The organism is Kaarinaea lacus (genome assembly GCF_975902315.1).
In genome coordinates this window covers 1-18,368 of the sequence record NZ_CDLKIE010000276.1, presented here as the reverse complement: position 1 = coordinate 18,368, position 18,368 = coordinate 1, and the positions used below count along the sequence as shown (strand labels likewise).

At 45.2% G+C, this 18,368-nt stretch carries 20 protein-coding genes; 11 read left to right on the top strand and 9 right to left on the bottom strand.

Going from position 1 to position 18,368, the window contains the following annotated elements; genetic code table 11:
- Positions 1 to 5 precede the first annotated feature (5 nt).
- Positions 6 to 125, top strand: coding sequence for a DUF3187 family protein (locus ACWVCM_RS08680; RefSeq protein WP_455201343.1), 120 nt, complete (start codon positions 6 to 8; stop codon positions 123 to 125).
- Positions 126 to 144: 19 nt separating this feature from the next.
- Here ACWVCM_RS08680 and ACWVCM_RS08675 read toward each other — a convergent pair whose 3' ends face one another.
- The 3 genes from ACWVCM_RS08675 to ampD form a co-directional block, all read right to left on the bottom strand.
- On the bottom strand, positions 145 to 756 hold the full coding sequence (locus tag ACWVCM_RS08675) for a histidine phosphatase family protein (protein ID WP_455201341.1): 612 nt from the start codon (positions 754 to 756) through the stop codon (positions 145 to 147).
- 25 nt (positions 757 to 781) lie between these two features.
- Positions 782 to 1,666 (bottom strand): regulatory signaling modulator protein AmpE, encoded by an 885-nt coding sequence (gene ampE / locus ACWVCM_RS08670; protein WP_455201340.1) that lies wholly within the window; start codon positions 1,664 to 1,666, stop codon positions 782 to 784.
- Positions 1,667 to 1,767: 101 nt separating this feature from the next.
- The gene (ampD, locus tag ACWVCM_RS08665) at positions 1,768 to 2,331 is read right to left on the bottom strand and encodes a 1,6-anhydro-N-acetylmuramyl-L-alanine amidase AmpD (RefSeq protein WP_455201339.1); all 564 of its coding nucleotides are present in this window, start codon (positions 2,329 to 2,331) and stop codon (positions 1,768 to 1,770) included.
- A 100-nt stretch (positions 2,332 to 2,431) separates the two neighbouring features.
- Between ampD and ACWVCM_RS08660 the strand changes: the two genes are divergently transcribed.
- Both ACWVCM_RS08660 and ACWVCM_RS08655 read left to right on the top strand, forming a co-directional pair.
- Complete coding sequence (locus tag ACWVCM_RS08660; protein ID WP_455201342.1) at positions 2,432 to 3,352, top strand: cobalamin-binding protein; 921 nt, start codon at positions 2,432 to 2,434, stop codon at positions 3,350 to 3,352.
- 6 nt (positions 3,353 to 3,358) lie between these two features.
- Positions 3,359 to 4,261 carry an ROK family protein gene (locus tag ACWVCM_RS08655; RefSeq protein ID WP_455201338.1) on the top strand — a complete coding sequence of 301 codons (903 nt, stop codon included), beginning with the start codon at positions 3,359 to 3,361 and terminating at the stop codon, positions 4,259 to 4,261.
- Positions 4,262 to 4,302: 41 nt separating this feature from the next.
- Here the strand turns inward: ACWVCM_RS08655 and ACWVCM_RS08650 are convergent, their stop codons facing one another.
- Positions 4,303 to 5,148, bottom strand: coding sequence for a phosphate/phosphite/phosphonate ABC transporter substrate-binding protein (locus ACWVCM_RS08650; protein WP_455201337.1), 846 nt, complete (start codon positions 5,146 to 5,148; stop codon positions 4,303 to 4,305).
- 532 nt (positions 5,149 to 5,680) lie between these two features.
- Here ACWVCM_RS08650 and ACWVCM_RS08645 point away from each other — a divergent pair.
- The gene (locus ACWVCM_RS08645) at positions 5,681 to 7,498 is read left to right on the top strand and encodes a thioredoxin domain-containing protein (protein ID WP_455201336.1); all 1,818 of its coding nucleotides are present in this window, start codon (positions 5,681 to 5,683) and stop codon (positions 7,496 to 7,498) included.
- A 13-nt stretch (positions 7,499 to 7,511) separates the two neighbouring features.
- Here the strand turns inward: ACWVCM_RS08645 and ACWVCM_RS08640 are convergent, their stop codons facing one another.
- The gene (locus ACWVCM_RS08640; protein ID WP_455201335.1) at positions 7,512 to 8,696 is read right to left on the bottom strand and encodes a Do family serine endopeptidase; all 1,185 of its coding nucleotides are present in this window, start codon (positions 8,694 to 8,696) and stop codon (positions 7,512 to 7,514) included.
- 54 nt (positions 8,697 to 8,750) lie between these two features.
- Here ACWVCM_RS08640 and ACWVCM_RS08635 point away from each other — a divergent pair, with 54 nt between their 5' ends.
- From ACWVCM_RS08635 to ACWVCM_RS08620, 4 genes are all read left to right on the top strand, one after another.
- On the top strand, positions 8,751 to 9,509 hold the full coding sequence (locus ACWVCM_RS08635; protein ID WP_455201334.1) for a Nif3-like dinuclear metal center hexameric protein: 759 nt from the start codon (positions 8,751 to 8,753) through the stop codon (positions 9,507 to 9,509).
- A 219-nt stretch (positions 9,510 to 9,728) separates the two neighbouring features.
- A complete protein-coding gene (gene rpmE, locus ACWVCM_RS08630) occupies positions 9,729 to 9,935 on the top strand; it encodes a 50S ribosomal protein L31 (protein ID WP_455201333.1) in 207 nt (68 codons plus the stop codon).
- A gap of 178 nt (positions 9,936 to 10,113) precedes the next feature.
- The gene (locus ACWVCM_RS08625; protein ID WP_455201332.1) at positions 10,114 to 10,956 is read left to right on the top strand and encodes a thermonuclease family protein; all 843 of its coding nucleotides are present in this window, start codon (positions 10,114 to 10,116) and stop codon (positions 10,954 to 10,956) included.
- Between the two features lie 40 nt (positions 10,957 to 10,996).
- On the top strand, positions 10,997 to 12,253 hold the full coding sequence (locus ACWVCM_RS08620) for a malic enzyme-like NAD(P)-binding protein (protein WP_455201331.1): 1,257 nt from the start codon (positions 10,997 to 10,999) through the stop codon (positions 12,251 to 12,253).
- Between the two features lie 38 nt (positions 12,254 to 12,291).
- Here the strand turns inward: ACWVCM_RS08620 and ACWVCM_RS08615 are convergent, their stop codons facing one another.
- The 3 genes from ACWVCM_RS08615 to ACWVCM_RS08605 all read right to left on the bottom strand — a co-directional run bounded on the left by ACWVCM_RS08615 (position 12,292) and on the right by ACWVCM_RS08605 (position 15,108).
- Positions 12,292 to 12,819, bottom strand: a complete 528-nt coding sequence (locus ACWVCM_RS08615; protein WP_455201330.1) for a hypothetical protein — start codon at positions 12,817 to 12,819, stop codon at positions 12,292 to 12,294.
- Between the two features lie 125 nt (positions 12,820 to 12,944).
- Complete coding sequence (locus ACWVCM_RS08610; RefSeq protein ID WP_455201329.1) at positions 12,945 to 13,394, bottom strand: CBS domain-containing protein; 450 nt, start codon at positions 13,392 to 13,394, stop codon at positions 12,945 to 12,947.
- A gap of 154 nt (positions 13,395 to 13,548) precedes the next feature.
- Positions 13,549 to 15,108, bottom strand: coding sequence for a bifunctional aminoglycoside phosphotransferase/ATP-binding protein (locus tag ACWVCM_RS08605; protein WP_455201328.1), 1,560 nt, complete (start codon positions 15,106 to 15,108; stop codon positions 13,549 to 13,551).
- A gap of 123 nt (positions 15,109 to 15,231) precedes the next feature.
- On the opposite strand from ACWVCM_RS08605, the gene ACWVCM_RS08600 reads away from it, so the two are divergent.
- Positions 15,232 to 16,206: a L,D-transpeptidase family protein gene (locus ACWVCM_RS08600; protein ID WP_455201327.1), complete on the top strand. Its 975-nt coding sequence runs from the start codon at positions 15,232 to 15,234 to the stop codon at positions 16,204 to 16,206.
- Between the two features lie 40 nt (positions 16,207 to 16,246).
- Here ACWVCM_RS08600 and ACWVCM_RS08595 read toward each other — a convergent pair whose 3' ends face one another.
- Positions 16,247 to 16,567, bottom strand: a complete 321-nt coding sequence (locus ACWVCM_RS08595) for an Lpp/OprI family alanine-zipper lipoprotein (protein WP_455201326.1) — start codon at positions 16,565 to 16,567, stop codon at positions 16,247 to 16,249.
- A gap of 476 nt (positions 16,568 to 17,043) precedes the next feature.
- Here ACWVCM_RS08595 and ACWVCM_RS08590 point away from each other — a divergent pair, with 476 nt between their 5' ends.
- Positions 17,044 to 17,583: a YgaP-like transmembrane domain gene (locus ACWVCM_RS08590; protein WP_455201325.1), complete on the top strand. Its 540-nt coding sequence runs from the start codon at positions 17,044 to 17,046 to the stop codon at positions 17,581 to 17,583.
- A 159-nt stretch (positions 17,584 to 17,742) separates the two neighbouring features.
- On the top strand, positions 17,743 to 18,368 hold a 626-nt coding region (locus tag ACWVCM_RS08585; RefSeq protein WP_455201324.1), incomplete at its 3' end, for a response regulator.

Below are 18,368 nucleotides of genomic sequence, written 5' to 3'. Positions count from 1 at the left end.
TGACGATCGGGGGTAATGTTAAGTTCAGTAACAGCTGGAACCTGGATGTTGGTGTTGTTGAAGATTTGATTGTGCACGCATCCCCGGATGTGATATTTCATCTCAGGCTTAATGGCCGGTTTTAAATACTGGTCCTGGGCGATATTACAATTTACTGCCATGAAACAGTATTTTTGTAAATGCCTGGTCATGGTGGTGGTCTATCTGGATGCGGGTAATAGAAGCGTTAGGCACATGAATGCGAAACATGTGCTCGACAGGTGTCTCCAGTATATGTGTCAAAATTGCGCGAACGATGCCGGCATGAGCGACCATCAATACATGCCTGGTATGATGTTTGGCGGTGATCGCATTCCATGCGTCAATGACGCGTTGTTGAAATTCATTGATATCTTCTGCATCCGATGGCCGGTGATTTATCGGATCACGTAATGCGCGAACAACTGTGAGAGGGTCTTGCCGGTTTAGTTGCTCAGGTGTGCTGCCTTCCCATTTGCCCCAGCGAATTTCCTTGATTCGATCTTCAAACTCCAGGGGAAGCGTGTGTCGTTGAGCCAGTTCCTTTGCGAATTCAGCGCAACGTAACAGTGGGGAGCTGATAATGACATCCCATGGATTTTGATCAGCAACAGCTTCACGCATTTGCTGCCATCCTTTTTCACTTAACGGATCGTCGATTTGACCGCGGTAGCGTTTACCACCCACGGGTTCACCGTGACGAATAATGTCGATTAGAGTGTGGGGAACTTGTGGCATTGAGAATCTGCGACTGATGTTATGCTCAGCCAGCCAGACCAGCCAGCGTTAGTAGCGCAAGCGCAGTTACCCAAAGAATAATGCTACGCCAGGAAAGTGCCAGGATCTCGTGCACGGTGTTGAAATCAAACTGGTGTGTTTCAGGATCCAGCTGCAATGACCTTAAGCCACTATGAAACAGGGTGTCCTCGGATTCTTTGGGATTAAGGTAGTCGTTGGGTATACGACTTTTCCATTCATGCAAGGTATCAATGAAGCTGCCGGTAATGGCAAAGGCCAATGTAGTAAGTTGCGCAGGCAGCCACAATAAAATTGCGTAGAGTAAACGAGTGGAATTATTGAATTCAGTGTATTCCTGGTTCTCATTTTCACTTTGCTGTTGTGAATCGATATACAATACACCGGCGATTCGAAACATGAGCGCGCCCATTGGGCCCAATAATACAAACCAGAAAAAGACGCCCAATAAGTTTTCGTTGGTGCTGATAAGAAGTTTTTCGCAAACTTTGCGATTAACTTCCAGCGTGTCATCGGGAAGTTCGGATCCCAGCAGATCCGTAGCGTAGGTTTTTAAACTGTGTTCGTCTTCATGTTCACCGGCATCGATGTAGAGTCGTGCGACATGATGCACTCGTTGTGGTCCCATGCAGTAAACCAGAACAGCCATTGAAAACAGGAAGCCTAATAGCCCCAGTGCGTTGTATAGCTGGTTGTAAATAATGGCGCACAGAAACACCGGTAAAAGGATAATAACTATTAAACCCAGTGTGTCATTCCAGAACTCAGATTTGGAAAATTTCTCCTTGATCCAGTTGGAAAAAGAAATGCTCCAGTCAAAACTGCGCAGGTTGTCGAGTGCGTCGACATATCGTTCAACCGCAAGGCTGAACAGGATGGTGAGTAAGCTCATAATTAAAATAATTCCCGATTATTGAACGCCGCTATTATACGTGGATCATGGTTACGAAAAAACGGTTTGTAACTATTAATTTTTGTAACTATTAATTATAGTTATTTCTGAGGATCAGTTTTGAGCAACTCGTACAACCTGTCCCAGTCGAATGCGGGGCCAGGATCGGTTTTGCGACCCGGGGCAATATCGCTGTGTCCGGTGATTCGCCGAGTGTTAAGCCCGGGATAGGTGTCGCACAAGGTGCGAATGACATTGGCTAATTGCTGATACTGTACATTTTCGTATGCCTGCTCGTCGCTGCCCTCCAGTTCAATACCAACGGAAAAGTCATTACACCGCTCGCGACTGTCATAACTTGATTTACCGGCATGCCAGGCTCGCTTGTGGAATGGCACATATTGCACGATTTCACCGTCGCGTCTTATGAGAATATGCGTGGAGACTTCCAGTTGATGGATTTCCATGAAGTAGGGGTGCGCATTGGGATCCAGGGAATTGGTGAAAAGAGCATCAATCCAGGATCCACCATATTCACCTGGCGGTAAGCTTATTCCATGAACAACAATAAGATCGAAATCAGTTTGGTCGGGTCGCTCATCGTAATTTGGTGATGCGACCTGCCGAGCCTCGTCCAGTAAGCCTTTTGTTTTATCGATTTTCATAGGTATAAAAATTTACAGATTTCATCTTAATCTAGCGCATGTCGCTGAGTTACACCAGTCATTGGGTGATATTCCGTTCCAGCGATGTAATAATCGAGTGATGTTGAGTAATGCTTCTCGTTTCATTATCGCTATCGTGTCAGGCGCCATTGTGTTTGCGGCGGATAGTGTGCCAGGTAACGCTGAAGAAATTCGAGTGCGTGATGATACGGGTAAGAATATTGTTTTACAGCAACCTGCGCAGCGCATTGTTAGTCTCGCGCCCAATATTGCAGAATTGCTGTTTGCCATTGGAGCCGGTAACAAGATTGTTGGTGTCGTGGAGCACAGTGATTATCCGCCACAGGTAAAATCGATCCAGCGGGTAGGGAACCATACAGCCATTGATCTGGAACGTATTAGTATTTTGCAGCCTGATTTAATTGTAGCCTGGCAAACTGGTAATCCCGATTCGGCACTAAATAGCCTGCAACAAATGGATTATGTGATTTTTCGAAGTGAGCCGAAATCACTGATCGATATACCTGCCACTATGTTGCGTTTGTCGGAACTGGCGGGAACGCGTAAACAGGCAACGATTGCGGTCGCTGATTATCAAAATCAGTTAGAAAAGTTGCGAGTACGTTATAGCGGTAGAAAATCCGTTACCGTTTTTTATGAAATCTGGAACCAGCCCATGATGACGGTTAATGGTCAGCACATTATTAATGAAGTCATTGAATTTTGCGGTGGTAAGAACGTCTTCGTTGCCATGAATAGCCTTGCCCCGACGGTCGCTGTCGAGCCAGTACTGGCGGCTAATCCCCAGGTTATTATCGCCAGCAGTAGCAATGGGCAGGCACCGGAATGGCTGGATGACTGGCGACAATGGATAACACTGGACGCGGTGCGCTACGATAATTTATTCCATGTTGATGCAGATACTATTAATCGCCATACACCGCGTATACTGAAAGGCGTGGAGCAAGTATGCGAAGCCCTGGATATCGCAAGGCAGCATATTTATCAAAGGCAAAGGTAGCTAGCTATGGCCAACAGTATACGTGTAGGTATTGATCTTGGCGGCACTAAAACCGAAGTGATTGCCTTATCCGAATCCGGAGAAGCGTTATTCCGCAAGCGCGTACCCACCACGCCTGATGATTATCAGGCAACACTTGCAACGATTGCGCAGTTGGTAGAGGAAGTTGAGCAATCATTAAATACCAGGGCCAGCATTGGCATCGGTACACCGGGAGCCATATCACCGGCTACTGGTTTATTGAAAAACTCCAACTCTACCTGGCTGAACGGTAAGCCATTACAAAACGATATTGAAGGCTTTTTGCAGCGGCCTGTGAGGCTGGCAAATGATGCAAACTGTTTCGCATTGTCGGAAGCCATCGATGGCTCCGGAAAAGAGGGGAAAGTCGTATTTGGAGTTATTGTTGGTACTGGAACGGGCGGTGGTGTCGTTGTCAATCAGCAAATACTGACCGGACCCAACGCTATTGCCGGTGAATGGGGACACAACGCTATGCCCTGGCCTCATGCGGATGAGCTGCCAGGCCCTGCCTGCTATTGTGGACGACGTGGCTGTATCGAAACCTTTCTTTCTGGCCCCGGTTTAGCGCGCGAATTTTTTAATGTGACGGGTATTCAATACAATGCGGAAGAAATCGTACAACAGGCCCAGGCAGGAAATGTAGATTGTAATGCAGCGTTAAAACGCTATGAAGTAAGAATGGCCAGAGCACTGGCGCACGTTATTAATATCCTTGATCCTGACATTATTGTATTGGGAGGTGGCATGTCCAATATAGAACGCTTATATGGCAACGTGCCAAAATTGTGGTGCGAGTATGTATTTTCTGATACTGTCTCGACGCGGTTGATGCCACCGAAGTATGGTGATTCCAGTGGAGTACGCGGCGCGGCCTGGTTGTGGTAGCAGTAAATGTATGGGGAATAGAAACAGGCAGGCTGTCAGGTTTACCAACCAAAGACTACGCCAGTCAGTAAATGATCCAGGTCTTTAAATTCCCCCCGGTTGACCAGCCAGAGATCATCCTGTTTCCCTCCAAACCGTCGTAATAAATTTGCGGCAGCTTTTTTTCCTTCTACAGAAACCAGCTTCTGGGCAATAATATCTTTTTTAGAATGTAATCGCGGGCTAACTGTAATGGTCTGGTTGGGAATGGGTTTACTTGCGGTAACTACTTTTAACCATTTTTTTTCTCGTGGATCCATATTGTAATAGAAGCTGTCACGTAAAACAGCAGCATCACATTTACCTTTTTTTAGCGCCTGGAAAACACCGGCAAATCCACCTTTGACTTCATGTATACGAGGCTGGTAAACAGGATTACCCAGCAGATTATAGAAAGTTACAGTACCCAGATTAGGTGATGCAAGAGCACAGACTTTTACGGATAACAGGTCTTTTATCGTATTTATATTACGTTCATTTTTTCTTGCAACGACGACAAAGCCCAATGAGCCAGGTAAGCGTACAACCGGCACATGACTGATGTGTTTTATACGCCATGCGCCAAAGTGTGGGGCGTCGAAAACGATGTCATAGTGCCCGTTACGCATATTGTTGGAATAATCAGCCCAACCATCCGGGTGTTCATAGATAACTTTCTCGCCAATAACATAGCTGAGATAGTTAACCAAAGGACCGTAAGTTTCCTGGCCTTTTGTTTCGTTTTCCCGGGGAGGCGCCGAAAAAATTAATTCAGCACGAAGCAAGCCGGAACTAAATGCCATGAGTACCATGCAGTATCCGGCCAATTTGGCAATTTGCTGTAAGTGATCACTCAGCTTTGTAACCATTCCCTTGTTACCAAACTTGTTGATGATGATTTATGAGATAAGATCTATCCCGTCATTACAACATATTGAATCACTGTGAATGGCGGGGGCTGTAGTGCTATTCCTTAGCTGCTACGATTATCGTTATTATTTAAATTAAGTTTATCAAATTTAACCAGAATTACTATGAGTAAGATAATAAAACTCTTCGATGCTAGAATTATTGGTGGTTTGTAGGAAAATGCTTAATAGAAAGCGAGTAATTTTTACAGGATGCCCATTGGTCGTCGAAATTTGCTGTGCGGATTCGAGTCGGAGCATATACAGGAATCTAGACAGGGTGTTGGTGGCTGGCTTTACCAGGAGGATTCCGGGAATACAAAATGTTATTTTATCTCAGCGATATAGCATGGCCTTGGGAAGAAGTAATTTGGCTCCGGCATTAAAGCAGGCATTAAGTTGTCCAGGAATTTATAACCACGATTGATCTATAACGACCATGACAAAATCGCGATGTGTATTAATAATTGCAGTGCTCCTCGCTGGTATGACGATGCCGGTTTTGGTAAAGGGCGACCCGACACTCGCCAATAGCATGCGGGGACATGGTTCTCCCTATTTACGCTTGCATGAAAATGACCCTGTAGCCTGGCAGCAATGGAATCCGCGTGTCATGGAGCTGGCAAAACAGAAAAATAAAATGTTATTTGTTTCCATTGGGTATTTTTCCTGCCACTGGTGTCATGTAATGCAGCGCGAGAGTTTCAGCAACAATAGTGTTGCCAAATTGCTTAATACCCATTTCATACCCGTTAAGGTTGATCGTGAACTGGATCCTGCTTTAGATGCCTACCTGATTGAATTTGTTCAACGTACCCGTGGCACTGCAGGATGGCCTCTGAATGTGATCATTAGCTCCGATGGTTATCCTGTTATAGGCATAACATATTTACCCAGGGCTCAGTTTACTACGCTATTGCAGCAGATGACGCTGCTTTGGCAGAAAGATGCGGACGCGGTGAAACAGCTGGCACGCGAGGCTTCACAGCAATTGAGCAAAGAGAAAAAGTTAGTCAAATCAGAATTGAAAAGAGGCGTTGAAACCAGGCTGGCAATACAGTTTTTGCAGGAAACACTGGGTTTTACTGATGAAATGTCCGGGGGATTTGGCGATCAAAGCAAGTTTCCCATGGCGCCTCAGCTTAATGCTTTATTGAATCACTACCAGCGTGGGCGACAACAAACTGTTAAAGCATTTTTGGAATTAACATTCGATCACATGGTTACCCAGAGTTTGCGTGACCACATTGGCGGAGGCTTCTTTCGCTATACTACTGATCCTACCTGGCAAACCCCTCACTTTGAAAAAATGCTTTATGATAATGCGCAGTTGGCATTGCTGTATATGCGTGCTGCAAAATTATTAAAGCGTCCCGATTACAATGGTATTGCCCGTGAAACACTGAATTTTATGTTGCGCGAATTAAAGACAGCGGATGGTGCGTTTATTTCCAGTTTGTCCGCGCTCGACAATCAGAATGTCGAAGGTGGTTATTATTTGTGGTCTGAAACGCGTTTGAGAAAGTTGCTTACCAGGCAGGAATTCGAAGTTGTGCATTTGCTTTGGGGTATGGAAAACAGCTCGCAATTTGAGGCGGGTTTCCTGCCGCGGCATGTGTTGTCACCGGATTCAGTGGCGGAGAAACTGGGTGTTACAACCAGCAAGATTATGGAAGTGACGGCCAGTGCGCAATGGAAACTGTTTGAGGCAAGACAGCAGCGGTCAATTCCCAGGGATGACAAGCAACTTGCTGGCTGGAATGGTCTGGCACTGCAAGCCCTGGTTGCGGGTGCAAAGCTGGAGAATGGTTCAAAGTTTAAAGAAGCGGCACAGAAATTACGCGATTATATTGTGGAAACATTATGGGATGGAAAAACCTTATTGCGGGCTAAAAAGGATAATCGACAACTAAGCCCGGGCACTCTGGAGGACTATGTTTTTGCTGCTCAAGGTTTGTGGAAGTGGTATTTGTTATCGGGCAATCAACAGGACTTTCAGCTCGTTAAACGCTGGGTTGAGATTGCCTGGCAGCAGTATTATGACAATACGGGTTGGCATTTGTCGGACCGGCCATTGTTGCCACAAAAGTTTGGAGAGTCCGTTATAAAAGATGCGCCTTTGCCTTCTGCGTCTGCAACGCTGTTGCAACTTAGTCTGCAACTGGCTGAACAGGATTCTGATAAAGTGCTTCGGGGAAAGGTCTCAGAAGCGCTAAGTATTGGGCATAACCTGTTAATGCAAAGTCCCTTTACTTATCCGTCGCAAATTGAAACGCTGGTCAGTTATTTTGGCTCTGACAATGGCGATTAAAGTGTTAACCGGGCTACTGTCGTTGTTGTTGACGACGAGACCGTTGTTCCGGACGCTGTCCTACGTGGCCTTCCAGTGTCACTGCTTTACCCTGGCGCATAATCCCAATAGTAATTTCATTATCAGGCTTAATCTTGGCGATAGCATTCATCACCTGTCGAGAGTTTTCGATTTCCGTATCGTTTAACTTTATTATGATGTCCCCTGGACGCAAGCCGGCTTGAGCAGCAGGTCCATTACGTAGAATTCCCGCCACAATGACACCTTGTGTGCTTTTAAGCCGAAACGACTCAGCCAGTTCTGGTGTGATATCCTGAACCTCGATCCCCAACCAGCCACGGATGACGCGCCCGTGCTGAATTAACTGTTGCATGACTTCAATGGCAAATTTGCCGGGAATCGCGAAACCAATACCCTGGTAGCCCCCGGACTTGGAAAAAATGGCCGTGTTTATACCGACTAAGTGGCCAAAGGGATTGATAAGTGCGCCACCGGAATTTCCCGGATTAATTGCCGCATCTGTCTGAATAAAGTTTTCATAAGTATTAATGCCAACCGTATTGCGACCCATAGCGCTGACGATGCCCATTGTTACGGTTTGTCCTACGCCAAAGGGATTACCAATAGCGAGTACGACATCTCCGACACGTACTTCATCAGACTGTCCAATGGTGACAGCCGGTAAATTTTCCAGTTTGACTTTCAAAACGGCGAGATCAGATTCCGGGTCAGTGCCAACAATGGTTGCTTCGGCATTACGACCGTCGCGCAACGCGACCTGAATTTCGTCGGCGCCTTCAACCACGTGGTTGTTTGTGAGGATGTACCCGTTTTCACTTACGATCACGCCCGAACCCAGGCTGCTTTCCAGTCTTTGACGCGGGGCCAACTGGTCGCCAAAGAAATGTCGAAAAAAAGGATCGTTGAATAATGGATTGGCGCGCTCTGTAATGAGTTTTGTGGTATAGATATTAACAACCGCTGGCGCGGCCAGGTCGACAGCATCGGCATAAGATACCGCGCCGCCGGTTAAGTTATTGGCCAGATCGTAACGGGCTGGAGATTTGGCTTCATTTAATTCCACCACGGGCCGCCCCTGTCCCAACAGGTCCGGACGCAGAATAAGAATGATAAATGCCGCAGCAAGGCCAAAAATGACGGACTTGAAGAAGAAGGCCACTGATTTATTCTTTTGCATGTTCATTGATTTTATTACGATTGGGGTTAAGTTACGAATTACAAGGAATTTTACATGGTTTTACTACAAGAGATAGTGAGCTATACCAATGAGCTGCTGGATATAGAGCAGTTTCGTGATTATTGCCCCAATGGCCTCCAGGTGCAGGGTAAAAACGAGGTGCAAACATTAATCTCCGGCGTTACAGCGAGTCAAGCGTTTTTAGATGCCGCTATTAAGGCAGGTGCTGATGCGCTACTGGTACATCATGGCTATTTTTGGAATGGAGAGGATCCCTGTGTTGTTGGGATGAAAAAGCAGCGGCTGACGTGTTTATTGGCGTCGGGTGTCAGTTTGCTGGCGTACCATTTACCTCTGGATGCGCATGCCGAGTTGGGAAACAATGCACAATTGGCCAAATTGCTGGGATTTGATGTAAAGGGCAGCTTTGGTCGAACACCGGGTGATGAGCTGGGTTTACACGGTTCTCTGTCAAGACCGATGTCAGCGGATGCTTTCACGAAGCACTTGCAGGATAAGCTGGGAAGGATGCCTATGCATATCCCTGCTGGGACGAGCCAGATTCGCTCGGTGGCCTGGTGTACGGGAGCCGCACAAAGCTATATAGATCAGGCGGTTAGTGTAGGTGTGGATGCATTTGTGAGTGGCGAAATATCCGAGCAAACGGTGCACGTGGCCCGGGAGTCGGGAATCCACTATTTTGCGGCGGGTCATCACGCAACAGAACGATACGGTGTTCAGGCGCTTGGGGATCATCTGGCAAAACATTTTGGCATTCAGCATCAGTTTGTCGATATTGATAATCCGGTCTAACAGTGCATTGCCATTAACCTATTGATAATTATTGAAATTATCAAGGAAGTAAGAAATCAACCGATCGTGTTCGTTTTGGCTATGGTATTGATATTGCCTTAATCAGTACTTGTTACCTGGCGTCGAATCCAATAAAATTACCCGTTTTCCGCGCTGCGGCCCCCCTTGGAGCAATATCGCGGGCTCCACGAATTAGCAAATATTGAGGTTAGTGAAACAATGAAACCGGAAATTCATCCAGATTACCAGGCGATTAAGGTTGTTTGCAGCTGTGGCAATACTTTTGAAACCAATTCGACATTAGGTAAAGAGTTGCACATTGACGTATGTGCGCAATGCCACCCTTTTTACACAGGCAAACAAAAAATCGTAGATTCTGGTGGTCGTGTCGACAAGTTCCGCCAGAAATACAGCAAAGGCAAATAACCTGACTTTGCACGACTGTCTGTAAAATTTCTGCTACGTTGCTAGTGGGAATCTATAAAGATCTTAAAAAGGCGTCTTAACTAAGACGCCTTTTTTTATTGATAATTAGCTATGAATAAAAAGCGATGAATGAAAAGTTCAGAATACAGAGTCCTGTAGAAAAGTTTTGAATGAAAAGATGTTCCTGAAAATCCAGCCGGTAATGCGAAAAACCATAAATTCCCTGCTTGTACCACTGACACCAGGCTACGTCTTGCTGACGCTTTTTGTTGTCTTTCTGTCGCTAGAGGTGTCGGCTGAGGTATGCGATTTAAGGAAATCGGCAAGCCAGGGTAACACTCAGCGGGTAAACATCAAAAAAGTGATCGATGGTGATACAGTTCGTCTAAAGGATGGTCGCCTGGTCAGGTTCATCGGCATCAACACGCCAGAGATTGATCATGAAACCGGGAATTCAGAGCCGTTTGCAGAAAAAGCCCGGGAATATCTGCAGACATTGATTGACGTGCAACGGGGATCCATACTTTTACAGTATGATAGCGAACGTGAAGATCGCCATGGGCGACAGCTGGCACATGTATTCACACTCGATGGTAAAAATATCCAGGCGAATATGATCGAAGAAGGCCTGGGTGTCTGGATAACGGTGCCACCCAATCTGCGGTACCTGGAGTGTTATCGCCGCCACGAGCGTAACGCCAGGCAAAAAAGCGTTGGAGTCTGGAGTGTTCAATTTCGAGAGCCGAGGAATATAGCGTCACTGACAAAGCGAGACAGGGGCTTTCAATGGATACGAGGCAAGGTGACCCGTATCGGCCATGGTAAAAAATACACCTGGATAAATCTTGGCGAGAAAGTCGCGGCGCGTGTACACAAAGACGATCTACAGTATTTCCAGGACAATACATTTGCGGCGTTAAAAAATAAAACAATATTAGTAAGAGGGTGGCTGTATCCGTATAAAAAGCAGCTGGTCATGGGATTGCGTCATCCGGCATCAATGGAAGTAGCCAATAATTAGGTAAGTTCGGTTAAATTTAAATTAATCTGGAATTCAAGCGATGAGTGATGATTTAAAAAAACGTGCACTGGAATATCACGAAAAAGGGCAGCCCGGGAAAATTGCTATTCAAACGACTAAACCCTGTGATACTCAGCAAGACCTGTCATTAGCATATACTCCTGGCGTTGCAGCGCCAGTAAGAGCAATTGCCGATAATTCTGAATACGCTTATCAATACACGGCAAAGGGAAACCTGGTTGCGGTAATTACTGACGGTTCTGCAGTGCTCGGCTTGGGTAATGTGGGTGCGCTGGCGGGAAAGCCGGTAATGGAGGGCAAAGCCGTGTTGTTTAAAAAATTTGCCAATATTGATGTGTTCGATATTGAGGTAAATGCGGCAAGTAATGAAGATTTTATTAATACTGTTGCCAATATCGCGCCGACCTTTGGTGGAATTAACCTGGAAGATATTGCGGCGCCACAATGTTTTGATATAGAAAAAGCTTTGATTGAGACGCTTGATATCCCGGTGTTTCATGATGATCAGCATGGTACGGCAATTATCATCGCTGCCGGTTTGCTGAATGCGCTGGAAATTCAGGGCAAGCGTTTAGAAACTGCGAAGTTAGTGTGTATCGGCGCAGGTTCGGCCGGTATAGCATCGATGCGTTTGCTAGTGGCGTTAGGCGCGGATAAAAACAATATTTATCTGGTTGATCGTAAAGGTGTTGTGCATTCGGGGCGCGATGATCTAAATGTTTATAAACAGGAGTTCGCTATTGATACCGATAGCAGAACTTTGGCTGACGCTATTAAAGACGCGGATGCTTTTATTGGTGTATCAGGTCCCAACCTGGTTTCGGCGGATATGGTAAAAACCATGGCGCCACGCCCCGTGGTGTTTGCTCTTTCAAATCCTGATCCCGAGATTGCCTATGATGTGGCGGTTGCCGCCCGAGATGATTTGATTATGGCTACCGGGCGCAGTGACTACCCTAATCAGGTTAACAATGTTCTGGGGTTTCCTTTTATTTTTCGAGGTGCATTAGATGTGCGCGCAAAAGTGATTAATGATGAGATGAAAATTGCGGCCGTAAAAGCGTTGTCATTATTAGCCCGAGAGCCGGTGACTGAGGAAGTGTTAAAAGCGTATCAGCTAAGTTCGCTTGAGTTTGGAAAGGAGTACATTATACCTACGCCATTTGATACGCGATTAATGCAATATGTGCCTCCGGCAGTTGCTCAGGCTGCGGTTGACAGCGGTGTGGCAGGGGCGGATTATCCTGCGCATTATCCACTTCCGCCGACAATATAGGATTCCTGTTGCGAGCCAGTTAGCGGGAAATTGAATCGTTAGTAAATATTGAATGCAGAAACATCTGAGCCAGATGTGCGGTTTTCCAGAACCCGGTACTTTTTAATGGCGCTTTCCAGATGTTGCTGTTCTGTTATGGACATTCCTGAATGTAAATAACGTTCCGTCGCTCGGTACACGGTTTCCAGTTGTTTAACCATATAATTCAAATTAAGCACAGTTTTAGCGATAAAGTGCTGGTCATTATCTGATTCGCGTAGAAATCCCGCTTTTTCTATCGCCTTGCTGCGTTCATCATCCGAAATGCTAACAACATAGTCGGCGTTGTTCGATGAATACATATTGCGATAGGCATTCATGGCGCTGATGATACCGCGGTGTGCAGTGGTAGACTGACCTGAACGAATATAGGCTTCGCAAGCGGAGAGTACTTTGGTTAATTCTTCTGACTGGTCGTGCAGGGCAAACAGGCTCCTGGCGAGAAAATCCTGATCCTGCTCTTGCCAAATTAATCTTTTAGCTTCTTCAAAAGCACTGTCCAGTTCGTTCTTGCTTGGTTTTCCCATCGTGACTCCTTACATTAATTCATCACGGAAATACATCACGTTATTCGTGAAAACAATCCATGTTTTGTAAGCATTGTTTGTTTTTAGTTATTATAAAGTCCTGTTTATTAATTACACTATATTGTCTAGTGACGCAATTGTTTTTCGCGTTTTTGTTCAATGGAAACTATGTTCACGATATCGTCTAACTCTGATATCACTACGTCGAGTAAATCATCGACGGTAAGAATGCCAATCAATACATTCTCGTCATTAACGACAGGCATGCGCCGAATCCCCTTTCCTCGCATGAGTTTCAGGGTGTCATAGACATGGTTGGATTCCCGTATGGTTACCAGATCCGTACTCATGATATCGCTAGCGGAAATGCTTTTAGTATCAACATCTTTTGAAAGTAATTCAATGACGAGGTCGCGGTCCGTAATAATCCCGACAGGAATATTGCATTCGTTTTGTTGTTCAATAATGATGATGGATCCTACATGGTGTTCGCGCATTAATTGCGCCAGCTCGGTTACTGATGTATCTCCCGTCGCGATGATGACATTTCGATTGCAGATTTCTCCAATAAACATGGGCTTGGTCCTTGTCGGTTATGATTCGCGGTGATTAATTTAATATAAACAACAGGCTTATTTTTAATTATGGGTACTATTTATGATTAAGCGTTGATTCTAATCAATAAAATCAATAACGAGTCGACTCACTTAAACTATAATAATCAACGAGTTACAAAGATTTTTGGTGGATATCAATGACAAGTTGTTCGAAGTCGATGGCCCGGTCAGTATCGAGCTTTATACAGTATTTTTGCTCATAGTCTGCGACAGGTTGATCAGCTGAGAGTTGATGCTGCAGTACACCCAGGGTTGCTTCTGATACGTTGCTGGGTTCAGCAGTGCGTGAGAGGATCCGTTTTTCCAGGGAGGTTTGCGTAGCAACACAGTCTAATATAATGAACGTGGCATTGCGCTGGTTGGCCAGTTCTCGAAAGCGATTCCGGTCCTGTTGCTGCAGAAAAGTCGCATCGACAATGACGTTCCAGTGATTTCGGATTATCAAGTCTGATAACATCAGCAATTTGTCATAGGTTTTACGACTGGCTTCTTTGGAATAAATACCCTGGTCGATCGCAGAGTCAGTTTTATCAGTAGCCTGGAGTTTGTAAAGGCGTTTGCGTTCAACGTCGGATCGTAAGTGGATGGAAAATATAAATTGTTGCAATTTGCGGGCGATTGTTGATTTTCCTGAGCCCGATAAACCGTGCGTAATGATTATCATGGGTTTGTCGCTGTGACAAAAAGTGCTGGCCAGGTCAACGAAATGGTAATAATTAGAAAGCGCAGTATGCTCATGTCTGGGATCGCGCTTGATCTGACTGGCTCTAATAATTTCCACCTTTGCACGAACCATGGAGCGATATACCAGGTAATAGCGCAAACAAGTCAGGCCCTGAAAGTCGCCGGTTCGGGTTAAATATTCGTTTAAGTAAAGTGTTGCCATGTCCTGTCGTCCGCGGGCGATCAGGTCCATAACAAGAAAAGCAACTTCGCTAATCACATCAATCCAGCGAAACTCAGGATTAAACTCAATACAGTCAAACGGTGTAATCTTCCCGTTATATATTGCGATATTGCCCAGGTGCAGATCGCCGTGACATTCACGTACAAAACCGCTACGTTTCCTGGTTGCCAGCACTTCATGGATTCTAGCGTACTCCGTATCGCTCCAGGATTTCAGTGTATTGAGACGCTGAATGTCCAGGTGTTCACGTACCAAATCCAGACAATGTTGATAACTATCAGTAGTGGCATTGTGTATTGTCTGTGGTTCTCCATATTGGCTATCTGAGGCAGCGCGTTTAATCGTGCCATGGAAATCTGCGATAATAGCAGCGAGTTCCCGGATGTGATCGAGTGTAAGTTTGTGATGACTAATCAATACATCAAATTGATCGTTTAGATCAAACTGATGTAAACGCACCGCATAGTCAATGACTGTACCGTCACCATTTATTGCTGGCTCAGTTGCATTAGTGGTTATCGCCACTACATCAATATATAGTTCGGGGGCGAGGCGTTTGTTTAAGTGCAGTTCTTCAAAACAGTAATGGCGACGTTTTTCAAGCGTGGTGAAGTCAACAAAACCCAGGTCAACAGGTTTTTTAATCTTGTAAACTATTTTTCCTGTGAGCAAAATCCAGGAAATATGTGTTTCAATCTGCTGGATTTGTGAAACGCCATGCAGACGACACAGGGAAATCTTTAAGGAATTGATAAAATTAGGCATTTTGCCGGATCGACAGCCTGGTTTGGAGACAATTTCAATATGCCACTACTGGAATTCGGCAGCGTTGATACATATCAATAATTAAACTGGACATTAACTGAAGTAGCTAGGCAATATTACGACATGCAGCGTGTTTTACTTGTTATTCTGGTCATGTTTTTATCTGGGATTCACCCGGCGTGGTCGAGCAGTTTCCTGCTGCCACGTAATGGCGATAATGTTGTAGGTAATATCCAGTACAAGTCTGTAAGCGATAATGAAACGCTGCTGGATATTGCCCGTCAGTATAACGTTGGGTATAACGAAATCGTCGCTGCGAATCCCGGTGTTAATCCGTGGATGCCAAATACCGAAAACCGCATAAGGGTTCCCAGCCAGTTTATTTTACCCCCTAAACCCTGGCGTGGCGTCATTATCAACCTGCCGGAGATGCGTTTATATTTTTTTCCACCAACAACTCTTTTCCATGACCAAAGAGTTATTACTATGCCGCTGAGTATCGGCAAAATTAACTGGAGTACACCCACGGGCAATTTCTATGTGAAAGAGAAAATCAAGCACCCATCCTGGACCGTGCCAGCATCTATTGTTGTGGAAAATGGTTTGGAACGTTATGGAAATCGTCGCATCATACCACCGCTTGATGATGCCAATCCTCTTGGCGAATACGCCATATTATTAAACGAGACGGGTTATTTGATACATGGCACCAATAAGCCTTTTAGTATTGGCAGACGTGTCAGTCACGGGTGCTTGCGTCTTTATCCCGAAGATATTTCCCTGTTATTTGATTATCTGGATCGAAAAATGCCGGTACGCATTATTAACCAGCCTTACAAGGTTGGTAAGCGCAATAATATGATATATGTGGAAACTCATAAATTGCTGGAAGAGGATGTGAGCAGACACGGAGTTAATATTACGCCAATTGTACGTGATATTGTCCGTCAGATACCAGGTCTTGTCGTTCCAGACATTGCCTGGCAGCAACTTGATAACATTGTATCTGAAGCTTCCGGTCTACCCACTCCTTTGCTGAAATTACCGCGCTCCCATACAGCGAGCCAGGGCAGGATAATCAATTACAATCGCAATTAACTACCTGTTGTCAATCATCGAAGTTTGTTAATACCAGCGACTACTTGGCCATAGATTTTTCAAACATTCTTTCTGATTGAGCCGCGGCATCTCTGGCTAAGGCTTTTGCTTCTCTAGCTTCCTTCAGCGCCTGGTCAGCCGTGGACTGAGCGCCATTTGATGCTGAAAGCGCCTGGTTGGCTGTTGACAGGGCCTGGTCTGCTTTTTGTTCTGCACGCATAGCAATGGCTTTTGCTTCATCTGCTGTTGCCTGGGCGTTATTAACTTTAGTTTCCAGTTCAGTACCTTCCCCAGTCGTTGTACAGCCATTAAGCAACAATACCGCCAGGCCGGTTGCGAGAATAATTCGAGCGGATTTCATAGTTATAACCTCCTCAAGGTCAGAGTCATTCCGTTTTTCTAAGGTTTTGTATTTATACTGGTTAATTGACGGCGCAGCAACTAATGATTCAATGGCTATTGTATCTAATTGTGATCTGGCGACATATTGCTAGCTAGTTATTTGTTGATTCATATCAAGATGTTGGCGCCACTGTGGATGGTCACTTTTTAATTGTGTTGTAAATGTGTTGATTAAATATTGGTACGCATTTAATCAAGAGTCGTTGAGAAGTTTTAATGTGGTTTTTTCTTTCAACGGGTCGCTTGCGGCATGTTTTGCTATGGAAATTTTCCTTTAGAAACAGAAAGATTTGTCGCGTTTGTTTAAGCGAGCCTTAAGATTCAAGTAAGGAACAAATAATTTGAGGAAGATTAAATATAGCCTGGAAACAGGGCATTGAACTGCCAGGACATAAAAAAAGATTACGCTTGCAGATTTCTTAGAGGAGATTAACCATGGCTACGGGTACCGCTTTAGTTCACAAGGAAGGGAATATCACTGTCACGGAAAGAATCGCGCGAGCGGCTGTCGCAATCATCATGCTTACCTATCCCATGGCAGCTGAAGTATCATCGCTTGATGTACTGGCATTGTTGCCGCTGATAGCGATCTACCCCATGTTTACTGCGATCGTTGGCTGGGATCCGATTCAGTTTGTAATGGATACTGGTGCACTAAACGGCAAAACTGTTCTATCTAACCTGGTGTCACGAATCGTCCTTATCAGTGTTGGTACCATGATGATATTAGTCACATTAACCATATCTGAGACTTACGTAGGTTGGTACGGCTTGTTAGCCTTGCTGGCAATTGTGCCTGTCATGATAGCCATTATGGGGGAAAATCCTGTTCAGGCTTTACGAAAATCGCACACGGTCATTCATGCCAACGACAAAGACCATGTAGAACAATTGATTGCCGGTGAAGCAGATTCAGGAATGGTTAAAAACGCTGTAGAATATCTGCGAGATGAAGTCCATAAAAAAGCGGCTTGAGGCGTTTTCACTGGCATACTCATCAGGGAATTAGTTATGATATAAACGCAATTATACAGTAAAAAAATAACAGCCAATTAGAGTATGAGTTGGAGCGCATGCTCTTTTTTGCTTGATAAGCTAGCAGTAAATAGTACTCAACTATAAAGGAAAAAAACTATGAGACTATTACTTGTAGAAGACAATGAAAGTATTGGTAAGGGGATTCATTCGGGGTTATCTCAAGCGGGTTACGCGGTAGATTGGGTGAAAGACGGTTCAACAGCGCAATCCGCTTTAACCAGCGAAGAGTATGACATTGCTGTATTAGATTTGGGTCTACCAAAGCAATCCGGCCTTGAAGTGCTGGATGACCTGAGGGCAAGAGGTAGCGATGTGCCGGTATTAATACTTACTGCTCGGGATACCGTCAATGATCGAATTATTGGGCTGGATCACGGTGCAGATGACTACATGGTAAAACCGTTCGACCTGGATGAACTAAATGCGCGAATCAGGGCAATACTTCGCCGCAGTAGTGGTCGTTCGAATCCGAAGATCGTGCATGGGGATATTGAACTTGATCCGGCATCCCATACTGTTACTAAGGCAGGTAAGGTTGTTGATTTGCCGCCACGCGCTTTTGCTATCCTGCAAGCCTTGTTGGAAAACGCAAGCCGTGTGATGTCGCGTACCCGTCTCGAAGAAAGTATGTATTCCTGGAAAGATGAAATTGAAAGTAACGCCGTGGAAGTTCATATTCATACTATCCGTAAAAAACTGGGCAGTGATTTAATTCGAACCAT

What these genes read in the sequence shown, in the direction of transcription:
- ACWVCM_RS08675 (WP_455201341.1), bottom strand. Translation starts at nt 756, where the DNA reads ATGCCACAAGTTCCCCACACTCTAATCGACATTATTCGTCACGGTGAA.
- ampE (WP_455201340.1), bottom strand. Translation starts at nt 1,666, where the DNA reads ATGAGCTTACTCACCATCCTGTTCAGCCTTGCGGTTGAACGATATGTC.
- ampD (WP_455201339.1), bottom strand. Translation starts at nt 2,331, where the DNA reads ATGAAAATCGATAAAACAAAAGGCTTACTGGACGAGGCTCGGCAGGTC.
- ACWVCM_RS08660 (WP_455201342.1), top strand. Translation starts at nt 2,432, where the DNA reads ATGTTGAGTAATGCTTCTCGTTTCATTATCGCTATCGTGTCAGGCGCC.
- ACWVCM_RS08655 (WP_455201338.1), top strand. Translation starts at nt 3,359, where the DNA reads ATGGCCAACAGTATACGTGTAGGTATTGATCTTGGCGGCACTAAAACC.
- ACWVCM_RS08650 (WP_455201337.1), bottom strand. Translation starts at nt 5,148, where the DNA reads ATGGTTACAAAGCTGAGTGATCACTTACAGCAAATTGCCAAATTGGCC.
- ACWVCM_RS08645 (WP_455201336.1), top strand. Translation starts at nt 5,681, where the DNA reads ATGCCGGTTTTGGTAAAGGGCGACCCGACACTCGCCAATAGCATGCGG.
- ACWVCM_RS08640 (WP_455201335.1), bottom strand. Translation starts at nt 8,696, where the DNA reads ATGCAAAAGAATAAATCAGTGGCCTTCTTCTTCAAGTCCGTCATTTTT.
- ACWVCM_RS08635 (WP_455201334.1), top strand. Translation starts at nt 8,751, where the DNA reads ATGGTTTTACTACAAGAGATAGTGAGCTATACCAATGAGCTGCTGGAT.
- rpmE (WP_455201333.1), top strand. Translation starts at nt 9,729, where the DNA reads ATGAAACCGGAAATTCATCCAGATTACCAGGCGATTAAGGTTGTTTGC.
- ACWVCM_RS08625 (WP_455201332.1), top strand. Translation starts at nt 10,114, where the DNA reads ATGTTCCTGAAAATCCAGCCGGTAATGCGAAAAACCATAAATTCCCTG.
- ACWVCM_RS08620 (WP_455201331.1), top strand. Translation starts at nt 10,997, where the DNA reads ATGAGTGATGATTTAAAAAAACGTGCACTGGAATATCACGAAAAAGGG.
- ACWVCM_RS08615 (WP_455201330.1), bottom strand. Translation starts at nt 12,819, where the DNA reads ATGGGAAAACCAAGCAAGAACGAACTGGACAGTGCTTTTGAAGAAGCT.
- ACWVCM_RS08610 (WP_455201329.1), bottom strand. Translation starts at nt 13,394, where the DNA reads ATGTTTATTGGAGAAATCTGCAATCGAAATGTCATCATCGCGACGGGA.
- ACWVCM_RS08605 (WP_455201328.1), bottom strand. Translation starts at nt 15,108, where the DNA reads ATGCCTAATTTTATCAATTCCTTAAAGATTTCCCTGTGTCGTCTGCAT.
- ACWVCM_RS08600 (WP_455201327.1), top strand. Translation starts at nt 15,232, where the DNA reads ATGCAGCGTGTTTTACTTGTTATTCTGGTCATGTTTTTATCTGGGATT.
- ACWVCM_RS08595 (WP_455201326.1), bottom strand. Translation starts at nt 16,567, where the DNA reads ATGAAATCCGCTCGAATTATTCTCGCAACCGGCCTGGCGGTATTGTTG.
- ACWVCM_RS08590 (WP_455201325.1), top strand. Translation starts at nt 17,044, where the DNA reads ATGGCTACGGGTACCGCTTTAGTTCACAAGGAAGGGAATATCACTGTC.